The 17856-nt window shown below is 66.7% G+C and carries 14 protein-coding genes; 3 read left to right on the top strand and 11 right to left on the bottom strand.

All coding sequences use genetic code 11. From position 1 onward, the window contains the following. Positions 1 to 10 precede the first annotated feature (10 nt). A complete protein-coding gene (gene ddaH, locus M7H19_RS14840) occupies positions 11 to 835 on the bottom strand; it encodes a dimethylargininase (RefSeq protein WP_363321376.1) in 825 nt (274 codons plus the stop codon). 74 nt (positions 836 to 909) lie between these two features. Here ddaH and M7H19_RS14845 point away from each other — a divergent pair, with 74 nt between their 5' ends. The 3 genes from M7H19_RS14845 (at position 910) to M7H19_RS14855 (ending at position 4496) form a co-directional block, all read left to right on the top strand. Further along, positions 910 to 1356, top strand: a complete 447-nt coding sequence (locus M7H19_RS14845; protein ID WP_298181794.1) for an Lrp/AsnC family transcriptional regulator — start codon at positions 910 to 912, stop codon at positions 1354 to 1356. 144 nt (positions 1357 to 1500) lie between these two features. Beyond that, complete coding sequence (locus M7H19_RS14850) at positions 1501 to 3435, top strand: 2-oxoacid:acceptor oxidoreductase subunit alpha (protein ID WP_298181796.1); 1935 nt, start codon at positions 1501 to 1503, stop codon at positions 3433 to 3435. Then, the gene (locus M7H19_RS14855) at positions 3432 to 4496 is read left to right on the top strand and encodes a 2-oxoacid:ferredoxin oxidoreductase subunit beta (protein WP_298181798.1); all 1065 of its coding nucleotides are present in this window, start codon (positions 3432 to 3434) and stop codon (positions 4494 to 4496) included. Before M7H19_RS14850 ends, M7H19_RS14855 begins: the two co-directional genes overlap by 4 nt. A gap of 97 nt (positions 4497 to 4593) precedes the next feature. On the opposite strand, the gene M7H19_RS14860 is transcribed toward M7H19_RS14855, so the two are convergent. The 10 genes from M7H19_RS14860 to M7H19_RS14905 form a co-directional block, all read right to left on the bottom strand. Beyond that, positions 4594 to 5736 carry a hypothetical protein gene (locus M7H19_RS14860; RefSeq protein ID WP_298181800.1) on the bottom strand — a complete coding sequence of 381 codons (1143 nt, stop codon included), beginning with the start codon at positions 5734 to 5736 and terminating at the stop codon, positions 4594 to 4596. Between the two features lie 12 nt (positions 5737 to 5748). Beyond that, positions 5749 to 6768: a polyprenyl synthetase family protein gene (locus M7H19_RS14865; RefSeq protein WP_298181802.1), complete on the bottom strand. Its 1020-nt coding sequence runs from the start codon at positions 6766 to 6768 to the stop codon at positions 5749 to 5751. 297 nt (positions 6769 to 7065) lie between these two features. Then, the gene (gene nuoN / locus M7H19_RS14870) at positions 7066 to 8637 is read right to left on the bottom strand and encodes an NADH-quinone oxidoreductase subunit NuoN (protein WP_298181804.1); all 1572 of its coding nucleotides are present in this window, start codon (positions 8635 to 8637) and stop codon (positions 7066 to 7068) included. Positions 8638 to 8645: 8 nt separating this feature from the next. Further along, entirely contained in the window at positions 8646 to 10262 is a 1617-nt protein-coding gene (locus tag M7H19_RS14875) for an NADH-quinone oxidoreductase subunit M (RefSeq protein ID WP_298181806.1), read from the bottom strand. Continuing rightward, entirely contained in the window at positions 10259 to 12157 is a 1899-nt protein-coding gene (gene nuoL, locus M7H19_RS14880) for an NADH-quinone oxidoreductase subunit L (RefSeq protein WP_298181807.1), read from the bottom strand. The genes M7H19_RS14875 and nuoL overlap by 4 nt, the downstream gene beginning before the upstream one ends. Positions 12158 to 12179: 22 nt before the next feature. Next, on the bottom strand, positions 12180 to 12479 hold the full coding sequence (gene nuoK, locus M7H19_RS14885) for an NADH-quinone oxidoreductase subunit NuoK (protein WP_012795840.1): 300 nt from the start codon (positions 12477 to 12479) through the stop codon (positions 12180 to 12182). Next, positions 12476 to 13378, bottom strand: a complete 903-nt coding sequence (locus tag M7H19_RS14890) for an NADH-quinone oxidoreductase subunit J (RefSeq protein WP_298181810.1) — start codon at positions 13376 to 13378, stop codon at positions 12476 to 12478. Before M7H19_RS14890 ends, nuoK begins: the two co-directional genes overlap by 4 nt. Positions 13379 to 13404: 26 nt before the next feature. Beyond that, positions 13405 to 13968 (bottom strand): NADH-quinone oxidoreductase subunit NuoI, encoded by a 564-nt coding sequence (gene nuoI, locus M7H19_RS14895; RefSeq protein WP_298181813.1) that lies wholly within the window; start codon positions 13966 to 13968, stop codon positions 13405 to 13407. Further along, entirely contained in the window at positions 13955 to 15319 is a 1365-nt protein-coding gene (gene nuoH, locus M7H19_RS14900) for an NADH-quinone oxidoreductase subunit NuoH (RefSeq protein WP_298181820.1), read from the bottom strand. The genes nuoI and nuoH overlap by 14 nt, the downstream gene beginning before the upstream one ends. A gap of 14 nt (positions 15320 to 15333) precedes the next feature. Next, a complete protein-coding gene (locus M7H19_RS14905) occupies positions 15334 to 17823 on the bottom strand; it encodes an NADH-quinone oxidoreductase subunit G (RefSeq protein WP_298181815.1) in 2490 nt (829 codons plus the stop codon). Positions 17824 to 17856 lie beyond the last annotated feature (33 nt).

A 17856-nucleotide genomic window follows, 5' to 3' on the forward strand; every position in this document is an offset into this window, starting at 1 on the left:
GGCTCTGCCCCTACTTGCGGATCTCCAGCGTGCAGCACTTGGGCCCGCCGCCCGCCTTCCGCAGTTCAAAGATGTCCACGAACACGGGCTCGTAGCCGCGGGCGGCCACTTTCTCGGCCAGCGACGTCGCCTCCACGGGCAGTACGACGTTGAGCCCGTCCGAGATCGCGTTGAGTCCGAAGCACGCGGCGTCGTCGGCGTCGGCGATCACCGCGTCGGGAAACAACCTGCGCAGCACCTGCTGCGATCCGGGGGAGAAGGCCTCCGGGTAGTACGCGATCTGGGCGGGCTTTTCGTCGTCGGCTTCCGACAGCACAAACAGCGCGGTGTCCAAGTGGTAGTAGCGCGGATCCACCAACCGCAGTGAGATCACCGGTACGCCCAGGACCTCCTGCGCCTCGGCGTGGGCACGCGGCTCGGTACGGAAACCCGTTCCCGCCAGCAGCACTCGACCGGTCCAGGTGAAGTCGCCTTCGGCCTCGTTGGTCTCCTGCGGCATCGTGATGTCCTGAAAGCCGTTTTCGACGAACCAACGGCGGAAGTGTTCGGCCTCCGCGGCTCGCTCCCGGGTGGCGAACTTGGCACCCAGCACACGGCCGTCCACGACCGTTGCCGAGTTCGCCGCGAACACCATGTCGGGCAGTCCCGGTTGGGGCTCCACTTCCTCAACCAGGTGCCCGAGTCGACGGTAGGTGTCGCGTAGCTCCGTCCACTGCTGCATCGCGCGCTCCGGGTCCACGGGCACGGTCGGATCCATCCACGGGTTGATGGCGTACTCCACTGCGAAGTAACGCGGGGGACACATCAGATAGTGACGAGGCATGGGAACACGCATACTTCGAATGTATGCGCAGCATAATACGGCGATCAATTGTTATTACTTGCGCATCTATGTGCTAAACGTTGCGTATGAACGAGCTGGATCAACGTATCGTTTCGTGCCTGGTCGCCGATGCGCGATCGAGCTACGCCGAGATCGGCAAAGTCGTCGGCCTGTCGGCTCCCGCCGTGAAACGCAGGGTCGACCGATTGCGTGAAACGGGAGTGCTGCGCGGCTTCACCGCCGTGGTGGACCCGGAAGCACTCGGCTGGGGCACGGAGGCGTTCGTCGAGGTGCACTGCCAGGGCAACATCCCCCCGACGCGCATCCGAGCCCACTTGGAGCCGCTTCCGGAGGTCGTCGCCGCGTACACGGTGTCGGGCGCGGCCGACGCGATCGTGCACCTGCGCGCCGCCGACATCCATCACCTGGAGGACGCGCTGGAGCGGCTGCGAGGATTGGAGATCATCGACCGGACGGTGTCCACGGTGGTGCTGTCGACGCTTCTCGAACGCCCCCCGACGCCGGGCCGCTGATCCCAGAGAGTGGGCGAAGGTATCCTGTTACCGCCGGTTACAGTAAGTCGGATCACATGTCGAGCCGGGGTCCGAAAACTACAAGTAATCTCGAAGTGTGAGCGCGTCCTGCGCCGGGGTCGGGAGAGAGGTATTTGCTGGCTCATGAGCACAAGTACAGGCGGCAACGGCGAGAAGAGCGCGCTGTCGGCCACTCGTTCCACTGAGATCAGTCGACTTGACCGTGTAGTGATTCGATTCGCGGGCGACTCCGGCGACGGCATGCAGCTGACGGGCGATCGATTCACGTCGGAGGCCGCCGCATTCGGCAACGACCTCGCTACGTTGCCGAACTTCCCCGCGGAGATCAGGGCGCCGCAGGGCACCATCCCGGGCGTCTCCAGCTTCCAGGTGCATTTCGCCGACTACGACATTCTCACGCCGGGGGATCGGCCCGATGTGTTGGTGGCGATGAACCCGGCGGCGTTGAAGGCTAACATCGGTGACGTGCCCCAGGGCGGCATGGTGATCGTCAACACCGATGAGTTCACCAAGCGCAACCTGGCCAAGGTCGGCTACGAATCCGATCCGCTGACCGACGACACGTTGTCGGCGTTCGAGGTGTACGAAGTCGCGATGTCCTCGTTGACGCAGGGCGCGCTGGCCGACACCGGGCTGGGTAAGAAGGACGCCGAGCGGTGCAAGAACATGTTCGCCCTCGGGTTGTTGTCGTGGATGTACCACCGGCCGACCGAGGGCACCGAGGCGTTTCTGCGGGACAAGTTCGCCACCAAGCCTCAGATCGCGGAAGCCAACATTCTGGCGTTCCGGGCGGGTTGGAACTACGGCGAGACCACCGAGGCGTTCAAGACCACCTACGAGGTCGCGCCGGCCAAGTTGCCGAAGGGCACCTACCGGCAGATCACCGGTAACACCGCGTTGGCCTACGGGATCGTGGCCGCGGGGCAGCGTTCGGGGCTGCAGGTGCTGTTGGGCACCTACCCGATCACCCCGGCCTCGGACATCCTGCACGAGTTGTCCAAACACAAGAACTTCGGTGTCATCACCTTCCAGGCCGAGGACGAGATCGCCGGAATTGGTGCCGCGTTGGGTGCCTCCTACGGCGGCGCTCTCGGGGTGACCTCGACCTCGGGTCCGGGGATCGCACTGAAGTCGGAGACCATCGGGCTCGGCGTGATGATCGAATTGCCGCTGGTGGTCATCGACGTGCAGCGGGGTGGCCCGTCCACGGGGCTGCCCACCAAGACCGAGCAGGCCGACCTGTTGCAGGCGATGTACGGCCGTAACAGCGAGTCCCCGGTGCCGGTCGTGGCACCGTGTTCACCGGCGGACTGCTTCGATATCGCGCTGGAGGCCACGCGTATCGCGTTGACCTACCGCACCCCGGTGTTGTTGCTGTCCGACGGTGCCATCGCCAACGGTTCGGAACCGTGGTTGATCCCGGACGTGGAGACCCTGCCCAACCTGCGGGTGGAGTTCGCCTCCGAACCCAACGCCCCGGACGGTTCGGGCGAGTTCTGGCCGTATGTGCGTGATCCAAAGACCCTGGCCCGCGAATGGGCCGTGCCCGGTACGCCCGGGCTGCAGCACCGGGTGGGGGGACTGGAGAAGGCCGACGGCAAGGGCAACATCTCCTACGACCCCGACAACCACGACAAGATGGTGCGGTTGCGCCAGGCCAAGGTCGACGGCATCGACGTGCCCGATGTCGAGGTCGACGACCCCTCCGGTGGACAGGCCCGAGTGCTGGCCCTGGGCTGGGGTTCCACCTACGGCCCCATCGGAGCAGCCTGCCGCCGAGTGCGGCGTAAGGGCATCCCGATCGCACAAGCCCATCTGCGCCACCTCAACCCGTTCCCCGCGAACCTGGGCGAGGTGCTGCGCTCGTACGACGCCGTGGTCGTGCCCGAGATGAACATGGGACAGCTCGCGTCGCTGCTGCGCGCGAAATACCTCGTCGACATCCACTCCTACACCAAGATCGCCGGCCTGCCGTTCAAAGCCGAAGAGTTGGAACACGTGTTCACAGACATCGCCGAGCGCATCCCCCACACGAACAAGGAGGTCGTGGTCAAGTGACCCAAGTCGATCTGGGTCTGCCGACCCTCGGCGGGCTCGACCTCGTACCCACCACCGACGAGAAGCAAAAGGCCAAGGACTACAAGTCCGACCAAGAGGTCCGCTGGTGCCCGGGCTGCGGCGACTACATCGTGCTCAACACGATCCAGTCGTTTCTGCCCACCCTCGGCCTGAAGCGCGAGAACATCGTCTTCGTCTCCGGCATCGGCTGCTCGTCCCGCTTCCCGTACTACATGAACACCTACGGGATGCACTCCATCCACGGCCGGGCGCCCGCGATCGCCACCGGCCTGGCGACCACGCGCCCCGACCTGTCGGTGTGGGTGGTCACCGGTGACGGCGACGCGCTGTCCATCGGCGGTAACCACCTCATCCACGCGCTGCGCCGCAACGTCAACCTCAAGATCCTGCTGTTCAACAACCAGATCTACGGGCTGACCAAGGGCCAGTACTCCCCCACCAGCGAACCGGGCAAGGTCACCAAGTCCACCCCCATGGGCTCGGTGGACACCCCCTTCAACCCGGTCTCACTCGCGGTGGGCGCCGAAGCGTCGTTCGTGGGCAGGGCGCTGGACTCCGACCGCAAGGGACTCACCGAGGTCCTCACCGCCGCCGCCCAGCACCGCGGCTCGGCCTTCGTCGAGATCTACCAGAACTGCCCCATCTTCAACGACGGCGCCTTCGACGTGCTCAAAGACGCCGACGAATCCGCACGCCGCATCATCCCGCTGCGGGCCGGCGAACCCATCCGCTTCGGCCCCGAGGGCGAGTACGGCGTCGGCCGCACCGGCTGGGGTGGCTTCGAGGTCGGCAAGGTCTCCGAGATCGGCGAGGATAACCTCGTCGTCCACGACCCCACCATCGCCGACACCTCGTACGCCTTCGCCCTGTCCCGGCTGAGCGACGACACCTTCAGCCACACCCCCACGGGCATCTTCCGTCAGGTGTCCCGCCCCACCTACGACGATCAGGCCCGCGCCCAGGTGGAACAGGCCGCCAAAGCCAAGCCCGCCGACCTGCAAGCGCTGATCACCGGCAAGGACACCTGGACCGTCGAATAGTCCTCGGCGAACCGAAACGGACAGGGCACCCCACCCACACGGTGAGGTGCCCTGTTTTCGTCTCGTTCGTGTGTCCGGCCCTCTCCCGTCCTTCGCGTCACGACAACGGCCGGAATCCGACCCGCTCGGCGTCGGCCGGGCTACGGAACCACACCTCCGCCACCATGCGCGGGAATTCCGGCGACCCCTCGGGGCAGTAGCGCAGCGCGGTGACGCTGGCCTTGACCGTGAAATCCGGGGACGGCCGCTCGCCACCGGGCTTCGGCATGGCCGAACCGGGACCGAACGGCCCGGGCGGCAGATCGGAGCGCAAGGAAGAGTCCCGCGCGGGCGGTGCCACGTTGGACGGGGAGACGGTGGGTTCGAACAGGGAACCACCGCGTCCCGGCTCCGACTGCGGTTCCCGACGCTCGACCGGCCGCATCGACGGTTGGATCGGCTTCGCCCGCTCGAAACTCTCGAGCGACGAGCGCCCGGGCTGGCGTTTCGGCAGCATCGTGGTGCGCTCGGTGGCAGGAGGGTCGGCGGCCTTGTCCGGCCCACCTCCGATTCCGTACCTCGGTGACGTGCTCTCGTCCTCGGCCGTGTCCGGTCCATCGGACGCGCCGGTGGGCGACGCCGGTTCGAACAGGCTCGCCGACCGCCGCGTGCGTGAGCCGCTGTCGGCGTCCCCGATGTCGTCGGCTTCCGCCGCCGGAAGGTCGACGTCCAACTGGCCTGCGTGGCTGCTGCGGTACTCGGTGGGCTCGTCGGAACCGGAGTCGTCGGAAGAGAACATCTCCCCCGGCTCGTCGGAATGTTCGTTCTCGAACTCCTTGATCCGGGCGAACTCCTCGTCGAGTTCGTCCACCTCGGACGACTGTGCCGAGGACGTCCGCCCTCGCAGGCTGTCCTGCTCGGGCCATTTCGGCGCAGGCGCGAGCCGCTCGGTCGCCTTGTCCGCCGGAGGTTCGGGCTGCGACTCGGTGGCAGGCTCGAAACGCCGCGTCGGGGGTGTGCCCCGAGTTTCGTCCTCGTCGTCCTCGGCTGCGGGCGGAGCGATCAACGTGCTCTGTGCGCCACCCGAGGCTGTGCCCCTCCTCGATGCCGCGCCACTCGGCGCGCGCTCGACATCGGCGAGTCTGCGCTGCAGCTCACCGATGCGACGCTGGGCGGGTCGGACAAGGAAAAGCCAGGCGAGGAGCGCACCCAGTACGAAAGCGATCGCACTGAACACCCAGACCTGACCGAAAACGGACATGAGGCTGCCTTCCTAGTGGGTCCGTGCGACGAGGTAGTCGGCGACCGACTCGCAGGCGTCCCTCGCCGACGAATCCGGCAACGCGGCGAGCTCCTCCCGTGCGCGCCGAGCGTAGTCGGCGAGCGTGTCGCGGGTGCGTTCGAGACCACCCGAACGACGTAACAGCTCGAGGGCTTCTGCCACCAGCGCGTCGTCGGTGATGGGCTCGGCCAACAATTCCACCAAGCGAGGGTCCGGATCGTGGGCCAGGGCATAGTGCATCGGCAGAGTCCGCACGCCCTCCCGCAGGTCCGTGCCCTGCGACTTACCGGAGGTGGTGGACGGCGAGGCGATGTCGATGATGTCGTCGGAGATCTGGAACGCCGTACCGATGATGTCACCGAAACGGTGCAATGCCTCCACATGTTCGGGCGCGGCTCCCGAGAACATGCCACCGAAACGACCCGCCGTCGCGATCAGCGACCCGGTTTTCTGTCCGATGACGGACAGGTAGTGCTCCACGTGATCGTCACCGGCGGCGGGGCCGACGGTCTCCCGCATCTGCCCCGTCACCAGTTCGCCGAACGTCTCGGCGATGATGCGTGCCGCGTCGGTGCCCAAGTCGGCCACCAACCGCGATGCGTGAGCGAACAGGTAGTCGCCCGTCAGGATCGCCACACTGTTGTCCCAACGGGCGTTGACGCTGGGGGCGCCCCGCCGCATCGTGGCCTCGTCCATCACGTCATCGTGGTACAGCGTGGCCAGATGAACCAGTTCAACAGCAGCGGCTGCAGTGATCACGTCGTCACGGCTGCCGCCTGTGCCGAATTGGGCAGCCAGCAACGTGAACATAGGGCGAAAACGTTTGCCACCGGCGTCGACCAGATGGCGTGCGGCCTCGTCTATGGCCGCCACTTCGCTGCGCGCGACTTCGCGCAGGATGTCCTCCACCTCGTTTAGCCCAACGACGAGAGTTCGCAGCAGTTCCTCGTCCGCGATCTGCAGTCCGACTGCAGCGCGCAACTCGTCGATGGTGCCATCACGCACTGACACGTCGGCTCCGCCCTTTCGGCCCTGGGTTAACGGTCCTCAACAGCCTAATGGGCGGGGGGCAGGGCCAGATGACCCGCAGGTAGCACGCCACATCGTGACGTTGTCGAAAGGTAATCGAAACACGGAAAGTCACTGGGCACACACCGCAGGTTCACATCGGCGGAGGCATCGGTAACAGCGACCGAGAACGCCGGCCCGGGATCGTCCCCGCTCACCCTGATGGAGGGCAAAGAAAAGAACATGCCGGCGACACCCCTCGGTGTCACCGGCATGTCGGTGGACTCTGCCCCGTCCCACTCAGGACATGATCGAGAACCCGCCGGCACCCGCCCAGTCGAGGGCGAACGTCGGCGCGAGGCCGAGCAGCAACGTCACCACCACGCCCAGCGTGATGGCGGCGGTGGTGAACGTCCCCGGCACGCTGACCGTGGGGCCGTCGTCAGCGGGCTTGGAGAAGTACATCAACACCACGACCCGCAGGTAGAAGAACGCCGCCACGGCGCTGAACACCAGCCCGATCACCACAAGCGGAGCCATGCCGTCAGACAGGGCGGCCGAGAACACCACGAACTTACCGACGAACCCACTCGTCAACGGGATACCGGCGAGAGCGAACAGCAGGAACGTGAACACGGCCGCCAGCACCGGTGACCGTTTCGCCAGGCCCGCCCAGGCCGACAGGTGTGTGGCCTCACCGCTTCCGTCCCGCACCAGCGAGATGACACCGAACGCGGCCAACGTGGTGAAGCCGTACGTCAGCAGGTAGAACAGCGTGCCCGACAGCCCGTCGTCGGTGAGCGCCATCGCCCCGATCAGCAGGAACCCGGCGTGTGCGATCGACGAGTACGCGATCATGCGCTTGACGTCGGTCTGCGTGAGACCCAACACCGCGCCGATCGCCATCGACACGATCGCCACCGCCCACAGCACGCCACGCCACTCCCAGTGGGTCGACTCGAAGCCCACCGTCAGCACACGCAGCATGCCGCCGAACGCGGCCACCTTGGTGCAAGCGGCCATGAACGCGGTGATCGGTGTCGGCGCACCCTGGTAGACGTCCGGCGTCCACGCGTGGAACGGGCCGACGGACGCCTTGAACAGCAGCCCCACCATGAGCAGGCCGAGCCCCGCGAACAGCAACGTGTCCGAACGGTCGGTACCCGCCGCCGCGAGGGAGATATCCGACAGCCGGACCGAACCGGCGTAACCGTAGAGCAACGCGAGGCCGTACAGGAAGAACGCGCTGGCGAACGCGCCAAGCAGGAAGTACTTGACCGCCGCCTCTTGCGACAGCAGCCGCCGACGACGCGCCAACCCGCACATCAGATACAGCGGGAGGCTCAGCACCTCCAGCGCCACGAACATCGTGAGCAGGTCGTTGGCCGCCGTGAAAGCCATCATGCCGCCCAACGCGAACAGCGTGAGCGGGAAGACCTCGGTCTGCATGGTCTTGGTCGCGGCCTGTTCCTTGTCCTGGAACGTGCCGGGGCTGATGCCCGCCTCGGCCACGAACGCCCCGCCCCGTTCCACGGTCCGGTCGGCGATCAGCAGCAGGGCCGCCACCGACAGGGCGAGCAACGTGCCCCACAGGAACAGTGCCGGCGCATCGATGGCGAGGGTGTCACTCAACGTCGTGGTGCCGTGTTCGGGGGCGTCGGGAATGTAGAGAGCCAGCGACACCCCGGCGGCCACGACGGTCAGCAGACTCAACGTCACCTGCGCGGTCCAACGTTGGTGCCTGGGCAGGAACGCCTCCAGCAGCACCCCGATGCACGCCGCACCGAGCACGATCACCAACGGCATGATGGCCGCGAAGTCGATGGCGGGCGCCTCGATGGGCCCTTGCTGGGCGAGATGAAGGTTCAACACGGCTGGGATTACCTTTCCTGCACCGCTTGCAGTGTCGCTTCCACCGATGGCGTCACCGTGTCGAGCACCGGCTGCGGATAGAACCCGAGGCCAATGATCAACACGACGAGCGGTGCGAGCACCGCGATTTCCTTGCCGGACAGGTCACGGATGGTCTTGCGGGTCGCGGTCTCGGTCTTCTCGGGAGCGACGGCCGTCGCCGTGCCGCCTTCCGAGGTTCCCCCGCCACCGCCGTTGGTCGAGATGCCTTCCGACGGCGCGGGGGCGTCCGACACGTCGACGAGTGCGGCGCCCCGCACCGGCCCGGTCATGATCCGCTGGTACAGCCACAGCACGTAAGCCGCGGCGAGTACCAGACCCACCGTGGCGATGATCGCAAAGACCGGGCGGGAATCGAACGCGCCCAACAGCACCAGGAACTCACTGATGAACGAGTTCGTACCCGGCAGGGACAGCGTCGACATACCGCCCAGCAACAGCATGCCGCCGAGGATCGGCGTCATCTTGAACATGCCGCCGTAGTCGGAGATCCGGGTCGAGCCGCCGCGCGCGGCGACGATCCCCAACACCAGGATCAGCATGCCCGTGGCGAGGCTGTGGTTGAGCATGTACGTCGCCGAGCCCACCGTGGCCTGCGGCGTGAACGCGAAGATGCCCAGCGCGATGAATCCGAAGTGGGCGATCGACACGTAAGCGACGAAGCGCTTCATGTCCTGCTGTCCCGCCGCGAGGATCGACCCGTAGATCACACCCAGCACGGCGAGCGTCAGCACCAGTGGCGCGAGCTGCGCACTGGCATCGGGGAACATCGGCAGGCTGTACCGCAGGAAGCCGAACGTACCCACCTTGTCAAGCACACCGACCAGAAGCACCGTGACGGCGATCGGAGCCTGCCCCGCCGCGTCGGGCAGCCACGTGTGGAACGGCACGAGCGGAGCCTTAATCGCGAACGCGAGGAAGAACCCGAGGAACAGCCAGATCTGCGTGTTCACCGGGGCATCGCTGACCACCGCGACCAGCGTGGCCCAGTCGAACGTGCCCTCACCCAACTCGTCGACGGCCAACGAGTAGGCCCCGATGGCCGAAGCCAGCATGATGAGCCCGCCGAGGAACGAGTAGAGGAAGAACTTGACCGCCGCGTACTGCCGCTTCGGCCCGCCGTAGAAGCCGATGAGGAAGTACATCGGCACGAGCATGATCTCGAACAGTACGTAGAACAGGAACACGTCGGTCGCCGCGAACACGGCGATCGTCAATGCCTCCTGCACCAGGATCAACGACAGGAACCCACCGGCCGAACGCCCTTCGGGCAGTTTGTCCGTGGAGTTCAGCGCGCCGATCACCACCGGCACCAGCAGTGCGGTCACGGCAATCATGATGAGCGCGATGCCGTCGATGCCGAACGAGACGTGCACGCCCAGCGCCGGGATCCAGTCGAACGACGTGACCTGCTGGAGGCGCTCACCGCCGGGGTCGTAGGCCAACCATGTGGGCACGACCAGCAACAGCTCCACCACGGCCACGGCCAGCGCCACCAGTGTTGCCGCCCGGTCGTTGTCGCGCAGCCCGGCCACCACGAGGGCGCCGACGAGCGGCAGCAGGATCAGGGCAACGAGCCAACTCATGAGAACCTCACCAACAACAGTGCGGCGACGAGCAGGAACGACCCGCCGAGCATCGACAGTGCGTACGACCGCACGAATCCGGTCTGCATTCGGCGCAGCCGGCTCGACCCTCCACCGAGTGCGGCGGCGAGTCCGTTCACCGCGCCGTCGACGCCCCGGTTGTCCAGGAACACCGCGAAGCGAGTGAGCCACAGGCCGGGCCTGGCGACCAGCGCCTCGTTCAGCGCGTTGCCGTACAGGTCCTTACGCGCGGCCCGCACGGGCCAGGCCACGTTCTCCGGCCGCTCGACGGGGGTCGGCTTCTTGCCGAACAGCGCCCACGCCAGCAGCACACCGAGCGCGGACAGTCCCACGGTCAGCCACGGCACCAACGCGTGCGGCAACACGCCGTGCTCCGACTCGACGAGCGTGCCCACCGAGGGCACGAGGAACTCGGCGAGCGTGTCGCCCGACATGAGCAGGAAACCGGCCGCGACGGAGCCGACCGAGAGCACGATCATCGGCACGGTCATCACCGCCGGGGACTCGTGCGGCTGGAACGCCCGACCGTCCGCCGACGTGGTCTTGCGCCACCGTTCCTCACCGAAGAACGTCAGCAGCACCAGTCGGGTCATGTAGAAGCCGGTGATGCCCGCGGCGAGCAACGCCGCACCACCGAACACCCAGCCTCGCCAACCCTCCTGGCCGAACGCGGCCTCGATGATGGCGTCCTTGGTCCAGAAACCGGACAGGAACGGGAAACCGATGATCGCCAGGTAGCCGAGGCCGAACGTGGCGGCCGTGATCGGCATCTTCTTCGCCAGCCCGCCGAACTTGCGCATGTCGACTTCGTCGTTCATGGCGTGCATGACCGAGCCGGCGCCGAGGAACAGGCCGGCCTTGAAGAAGCCGTGCGTGAGCAGGTGGGCGATACCGAGCGCGTACCCGACCGGGCCGAGGCCGACGGCGAGCATCATGTAACCGATCTGGCTCACGGTCGAGTAGGCGAGCACCTTCTTGATGTCGTCGTAGGCGCAGCCGATGATCGCGCCCAACAGCAACGTGAACGCACCGACGATCGTGACGACCAGCCGCCCGTCCTCGGTGAGGTTGTAGATCGGCGAAGCACGGGCGATGAGGTACACGCCCGCGGTGACCATCGTGGCGGCGTGGATCAGGGCCGACACCGGGGTCGGGCCCTCCATCGCGTCGGGCAACCACGCCTGGAGCGGGAACTGACCCGACTTGCCGCACGCACCCAGCAACAGCAGCAACGCGATCGCGGTGATCACAGCGGGCGACAGGTCGCCGATCCCGGCGAACACCTCGGAGTAGCTCGTGCTGCCGATGTACTTGAACATCAAGAAGATCGCCAGCGCGAGCCCCACGTCACCGACACGGTTCATGAGGAACGCCTTCTTGGCGGCGGTGGCCGCCGCGGGACGATCCTGGTACCAGCCGATGAGCAGGTACGAGGCCAGACCGACGCCCTCCCAACCCAGGTACAGCATCACGAAGCTGTTGCCGAGCACCAGCACCAGCATCGCGGCGACGAACAGGTTGAGGTAGCCGAAGAACCGACGGCGGTCGGCGTCGTTCGACATGTATCCGATCGAGTAGATGTGGATCAGCGCGCCCACACCCGTGATCAGCAGGACGAACGTCACCGACAACGGGTCGATCCGCAGTCCGAAATCGACTTGCAGCGACTCGACGGGGATCCACGAGTAGACCGTCGTGTCAGCGGCCTCGGACAGCGACTCGCTGAAGAACAGCGCCAAGCCGTAGACGAACGACGCGATGACCGTCGCGCAGCCCAGTAGGTGCCCCCACGCGTTGGTGCGGTTACCACCGACCAACAGGATGAGGGCGCCGAGCGCGGGAAGCGCGACCAGCAGCCACGATGATGCGATCAAGGTAGTTCCCTGTGGTTGGAGGCTAGTACTTCAGCAGGTTGGTGTCGTCGATCGAGGCCGAACGGCGGGTCCGGAAGATCGACATGATGATCGCCAGCCCAACGACGACCTCCGCCGCGGCCACGACCATCACGAAGAACGCCATCACCTGTCCGTCGATCGAGCCGTTGATGCGCGAGAACGTCACCAGCGACAGGTTCACGGCGTTGAGCATGAGTTCGATGCACATGAACACCACGACAGCGTTGCGACGCACGAGGACACCGACGGCGCCGATCGTGAACAGCAACGCCGACAACAGCAGGTAGTACGTCGGGGTCACGAATCCTCCCCCTCGTTGGAACGTACGCCGATCGCGTCGTCCAGGCTCGCGCCGTCGGACCCGACGAGCGTCCGCGATTCCGGCTTCGGGGTGCCACCGTCCACCTGTTCGCGGTGCGTCTGCAGCTTGGCGGTCGGTGTGGACTCGATGAGCTCGGACAGCGATTCGGGCGCCACCGAACCGTCGGGCAACAGGGCGGGTGTGGCCACCGAACTGGAGGTGGCGAACACACCGGGGCCCGGCTTCGGCGACGGCCGCTCGTACTCGCCGCGGAACCGCGCGATGACGAGTTCGCGTTGGCTGCGCTTGCCGCCCTTGGTGTGGCGCGTGGTGAACGACAGCACCATCCCCGCCATCGCCGCCGTGATCAGCAGCGCGGCGGTCAGCTCGAACGGGAACAGGTAGTCGGTGAAGATGAGGCGGCCGAGCCCACCGGCACCACCGCCGTCCGCGCTCCACGGGTCGAGCGGCGGGGCCGGGGTGACGTCGGCGATGGCGCGGGTCAGCGCAGCCGCCAACAGTCCGGCGACCCCCACCCCGACGAGGCCGGCCATCAGCCGGTGGCCTCGTAGCACTTCGACCACCGAATCGGACGATTCCCGACCCACCAACATCAACACGAACAGGAACAACATCATGATCGCGCCGGTGTAGACGATGACCTGGGTGAAGCCGAGGAACTGTGCCTGCTGCGCCAGGTACAGCATCCCGAGCGAAAGCATCGTTAGCACAAGCCACAGCGCCGAGTGCACAGCGTTGCGGGCGAACACCATGCCCAACGCACCGGCCAGGGCGAGCGGTCCGAGGATCCAGAACGCGATCGCCTCGCCGGTGGACACGGTCGCTCCGGCGTCGGCCTGCGCGAGCACCAGCGTGTCCACTGCCGTCCTCCCGGTCATTCCGGCTATTCCGGCCATCACGGCCATCACACTGCCTTCTCTTCGGACGTCTCGGCCGACTCGTCGGAGGGCACACCGCGCTGCCGGGCCAGTTCCGGGCCCTTGACGTAGTAGTCCTGCTCGTTGTCACCGAGCCGCATCGGGTGGGGCGGTTCCTCCATCCCCGGCAGCAGCGGCGCGAGTAGGTCCTCCTTGGTGTAGATCAGCTTCTGCCGGTCGTCGTCGGCGATCTCGTAGAAGTTGATCATCGTCAGGGAGCGGGTCGGGCAGGCTTCCACGCACAGACCACAACCGATGCAGCGCAGATAGTTGATCTGGTAGTCCTTGCCGTACCGCTCGCCCGGCGAGTAGCGCGCCTCCTCGGTGTTGTCCCCGCCTTCGACGAAGATGGCATCCGCGGGACACGCCCACGCGCACAGTTCACAGCCGACGCACTTTTCCAGCCCGTCCGGGTGCCGGTTGAGCTGGTGGCGGCCGTGATAGCGCGGCGCGGCAGGCGCTCCGATCTCGGGGTACTCCTCCGTCGCCACCTTCTTGAACATCGTCGCGAAGGTGACACCGAAGCCTTTGATGGGATCAAAGATCCCCATCGGTTGCCTCCTTACCTGAGCTGACCGACGCCGGTGCGGCCTGCTCGGATTGCTGGGACTCCACGGACTTCCGGGATTTCTGTTTCGCCCGCAGCGCCCTCTGCCGAGGTGTCGTCGTGGGCACCGTGAGGTCCAGGGGCGGCACCGGGTAGCCGCCTCCGGTGAGCGGCACGGAATCCTCGTCCTCGGGGACTTCCTTCTCCGGCAACAACAACGTGAGCAGCACCAGGACCGCGATCACGATGGCGCCGACGATGAGGATCTGTTCGGTGGAGACGGTGCCGTCGGTGCGGATGGCCCGGATCGCGGAGATCACCATCACCCAGAGCAACGCGACCGGGATGAGCACCTTCCAGCCGAGCTTCATGAACTGGTCGTAGCGGAACCTCGGCAATGTGCCGCGCAACCAGATGAAGCCGAACAGCAGAAGGAACGTCTTGCCGAAGAACCACAGCAACGGCCACCAGCCCTGGTTCAGCGGCGAGTCGAGACCCACGAACGGGAACATCCAACCGCCGAGGAACAGGGTGGTCGCGAACGCCGAGACGATGACCATGTTGCAGTACTCGGCGAGGAAGAACATCGCGAACTTCATCGAGCTGTACTCGGTGTGGAAACCACCGACCAGCTCCGACTCCGCCTCGGGCAGGTCGAACGGCGCGCGGTTGGTCTCACCGACCATCGAGATCAAGTAGATCACGAAGCTCGGCAACAGCAGGTAGAAGTACCAGCCGTGTTCCTGGGCCGCCACGATCTCGCCCGTGGACAGCGACTGCGCGTACAGCGCCACGCCGACGATCGACAGTCCCATCGCGATCTCGTAGGAGATCACCTGGGCCGCCGACCGCAGACCGCCCAGCAGCGGATACGGCGAACCGGACGCCCAGCCGGCGAGCACGATGCCGTACACACCGATGGACGCGCCCGCGAGGATCAGCAGCACGCTGACCGGCAACTCGATCAGCTGCAACACCGTGCGCTCGCCGAAGATCGTCACTTCGGGACCGAACGGAATGGCCGCGAGCCCGATCATCGCGGGAACCGCCACGATCATCGGTGCCAGGAAGTAGATCTTGCGGTCGGCCGTGTCGGGAATGACCTGTTCCTTGAACGGCAGTTTGATCGCGTCGGCAAGGGACTGGAACCAGCCGTTGGGACCGACCCGGTTGGGACCCGGCCGGTTCTGCATCCGGCCGAGGACCTTCCGTTCCCACACGATCATGAACACGGTCAGCAGCGGACCGATCAGCAGGACGACGACCGCCTTGAGCAGGATCAACCACAACGGGTCGTCCGCCAGCAGCTCCGCCCTCGTCATCGGCTCCTGCTCCTGGGCGAGGAAGTGCACCATCGAGGTCGCTGAGGTCACCGTTCACCTCCGGCAGCGATCGAGACCACGGCGCCGTGGCCCACGCCGAGCGTGGTGCGCAGCGTCGATCCCGGGGAATTGCCCGGCAGCCACACCACGTCGTCGGGAAGGTCGGCGGTTTCCACGGGCAGCGTCACCGAACCCCGGTCGGTGGACACGGTCACCGCGCTCGGCTCGCCGAGAGAGGCCGCCGTGGCCTTCGAGATCCGGGCCACCACGCGACGGGCCGTGCCCGCGAGATGCGGTTCGTCGACCGCCAGGGCACTGTCGTCGATCAGCTGACGCCACGTCGCGAGCAGCGCCTGACCCTGCTCCACCGCCGGCGTGTCGGCACTGGGCATGTCGGGGGCGACGTGCCACGAGGCGGAGGTGATCTGCTCCGTGACCCTGTCCAAGTCACCCGCCGCGGCCGCGGGAGTCTGGGTGAACAGGTCGGCGTCCATCTCGACGCCGAGGGTGTCCAGCACGCGACAGTCGGACAGAGCACCGGTGCCGTCGAGGGTCACCGAGAATTCCCGCCTGCGGCCCTCCCACGTGAGGAAGCTGCCCGACTTCTCGTCCACGGGAGCGATCGGCAACACCACGTCGGCGTGTTCGGTGACCTCGCTGTGGCGCAGTTCGAGGCTCACCAGGAAACCGCACCTGCTCAGCGCTTCCCGCGCCAACTCCGGGTCGGGCAGGTCGGCCACCTGGACACCACCGACGACCAGGCCGTCGAGGTCGCCGTCGCGGGCGGCCCGGAGGATGCCGGTCAGGTCCCGGCCCGGCGCAGCGGGCAGCGACCCGGCGTCGAGGCGCCACACACGTTCCAATGCGGCACGGGCGTCGGCGTCGCTCACGGACGCTCCGCCCGGCAACAACGTCGGCAACGCGCCCACCTCGACGGCACCGCGCTCACCGGCCCTGCGCGGCACCCAGGCGATCGGTGCGCCCGTGCGTTCGGACAGGCGGTGCAGCGCCGAGAACAGTCCGGGAATCTCCGCGGCACGTTCACCGACGAGGACCACGGACCCCTCGGCCCGCAACTGCTCGTCGACGTCCGGAGCGTGTTCCGCCAGCGCGTCGACCGCCCCGGCCTCGGCACCCGGTGCACAGGCCAGCAACTCACCGAACGTCTTGCGCACAGCCGGCGTGGTCCACTGACCGATGTGGACCACCTTGGTGCCCTTGTCGCGCGCACCCTTACGCAGCCGGAGGAAGAGCACGGGGGCCTCCTCCTCCGGTTCGAAGGCCACGCACAACACCAACGGCGCGTCCTCCAACTGACGCATCGTGACACCGGTGTCGGGAGTCGTGCCCACGACGTGTGAGGCGAGGAAGTCGAGTTCCTCCGGCGAATGCGCCCGAGCCCGGAAGTCAATGTCGTTGGTACGCAGCGCCACCCTGGCGAACTTGCTGTAGGCGTAGGCGTCCTCGACCGTCAGCCTGCCACCGGGCAGCACACCGACGCCGTGACCGTCACGCGCCTTCGTCAGGCCCTCGGCCGCCACCCGCAGCGCCTGTGTCCACGAGGCCTGCTCCAACTCCCCCGTCTCGGGGTTGCGCACCAGCGGGTGGCGGACGCGGTCGGCCGCTTCGGCGTAGCGGAAGGCGAAGCGGCCCTTGTCGCAGAGCCACTCCTCGTTGACCTCCGGATCGTCGCCCGCGAGGCGACGCATCACCTTGCCGCGGCGGAAGTCGGTGCGCATCGAGCAGCCCACCGAGCAGTGCTCGCACACGCTCGGCGAAGACACCAGGTCAAACGGTCGCGACCGGAACCGGTACTGCGCGCTGGTCAGCGCACCCACCGGACAGATCTGAATGGTGTTACCGGAGAAGTAGGACTGGAACGGAGTTCCCGCGCCGGACCCGTCCCCGTGCACGTCCGCGGTCTCCGACGTCCCGATCTGCTGCTGCGCTCCACGCTCCATCAAATCGATGAACGGGTCACCCGCGATCTGCGACGAGAACCGGGTGCATCGCTGGCACAGCACACACCGTTCGCGGTCCAGCAGCACCTGCGTCGAGATCGACAAAGGTTTCGGGAACGTCCGCTTGCGATCGACGAACCGCGACTCCGCCCGCCCGTGCGCCATCGCCTGGTTCTGCAGCGGGCACTCGCCGCCCTTGTCACAGATCGGACAGTCCAGTGGGTGGTTGATGAGCAACAGCTCCATCACACCCTGCTGCGCCTTGTCCGCCACGGGCGAGGTCAGCTGTGTCTTCACGACCATGCCGTCGGCCACGGTCATCGTGCACGACGCCTGCGGCTTGGGCATCGGCCGCCCGTTCATCTCCACCTCGACCAGACACTGCCGGCAGGCACCGGCCGGGTCGAGCAGCGGATGGTCGCAGAACCTCGGGATGACGGTGCCCAGCCGCTCCGCGGTGCGGATCAACAGCTCGCCCTTGGGGGCGATGACCTCCTCACCGTCGATGGTGAGCTTGACGTGTCCCTCCGGGACCGGAGTCTCGTCCTTTTCGGCCGCCTCGGGTGCGATGGTCATGATGCTCCCACCAGTTCGGGCGAGCTCGCCCGG

The organism is Saccharomonospora sp., assembly GCF_027317685.1.
Taxonomy (GTDB): domain Bacteria; phylum Actinomycetota; class Actinomycetes; order Mycobacteriales; family Pseudonocardiaceae; genus Saccharomonospora.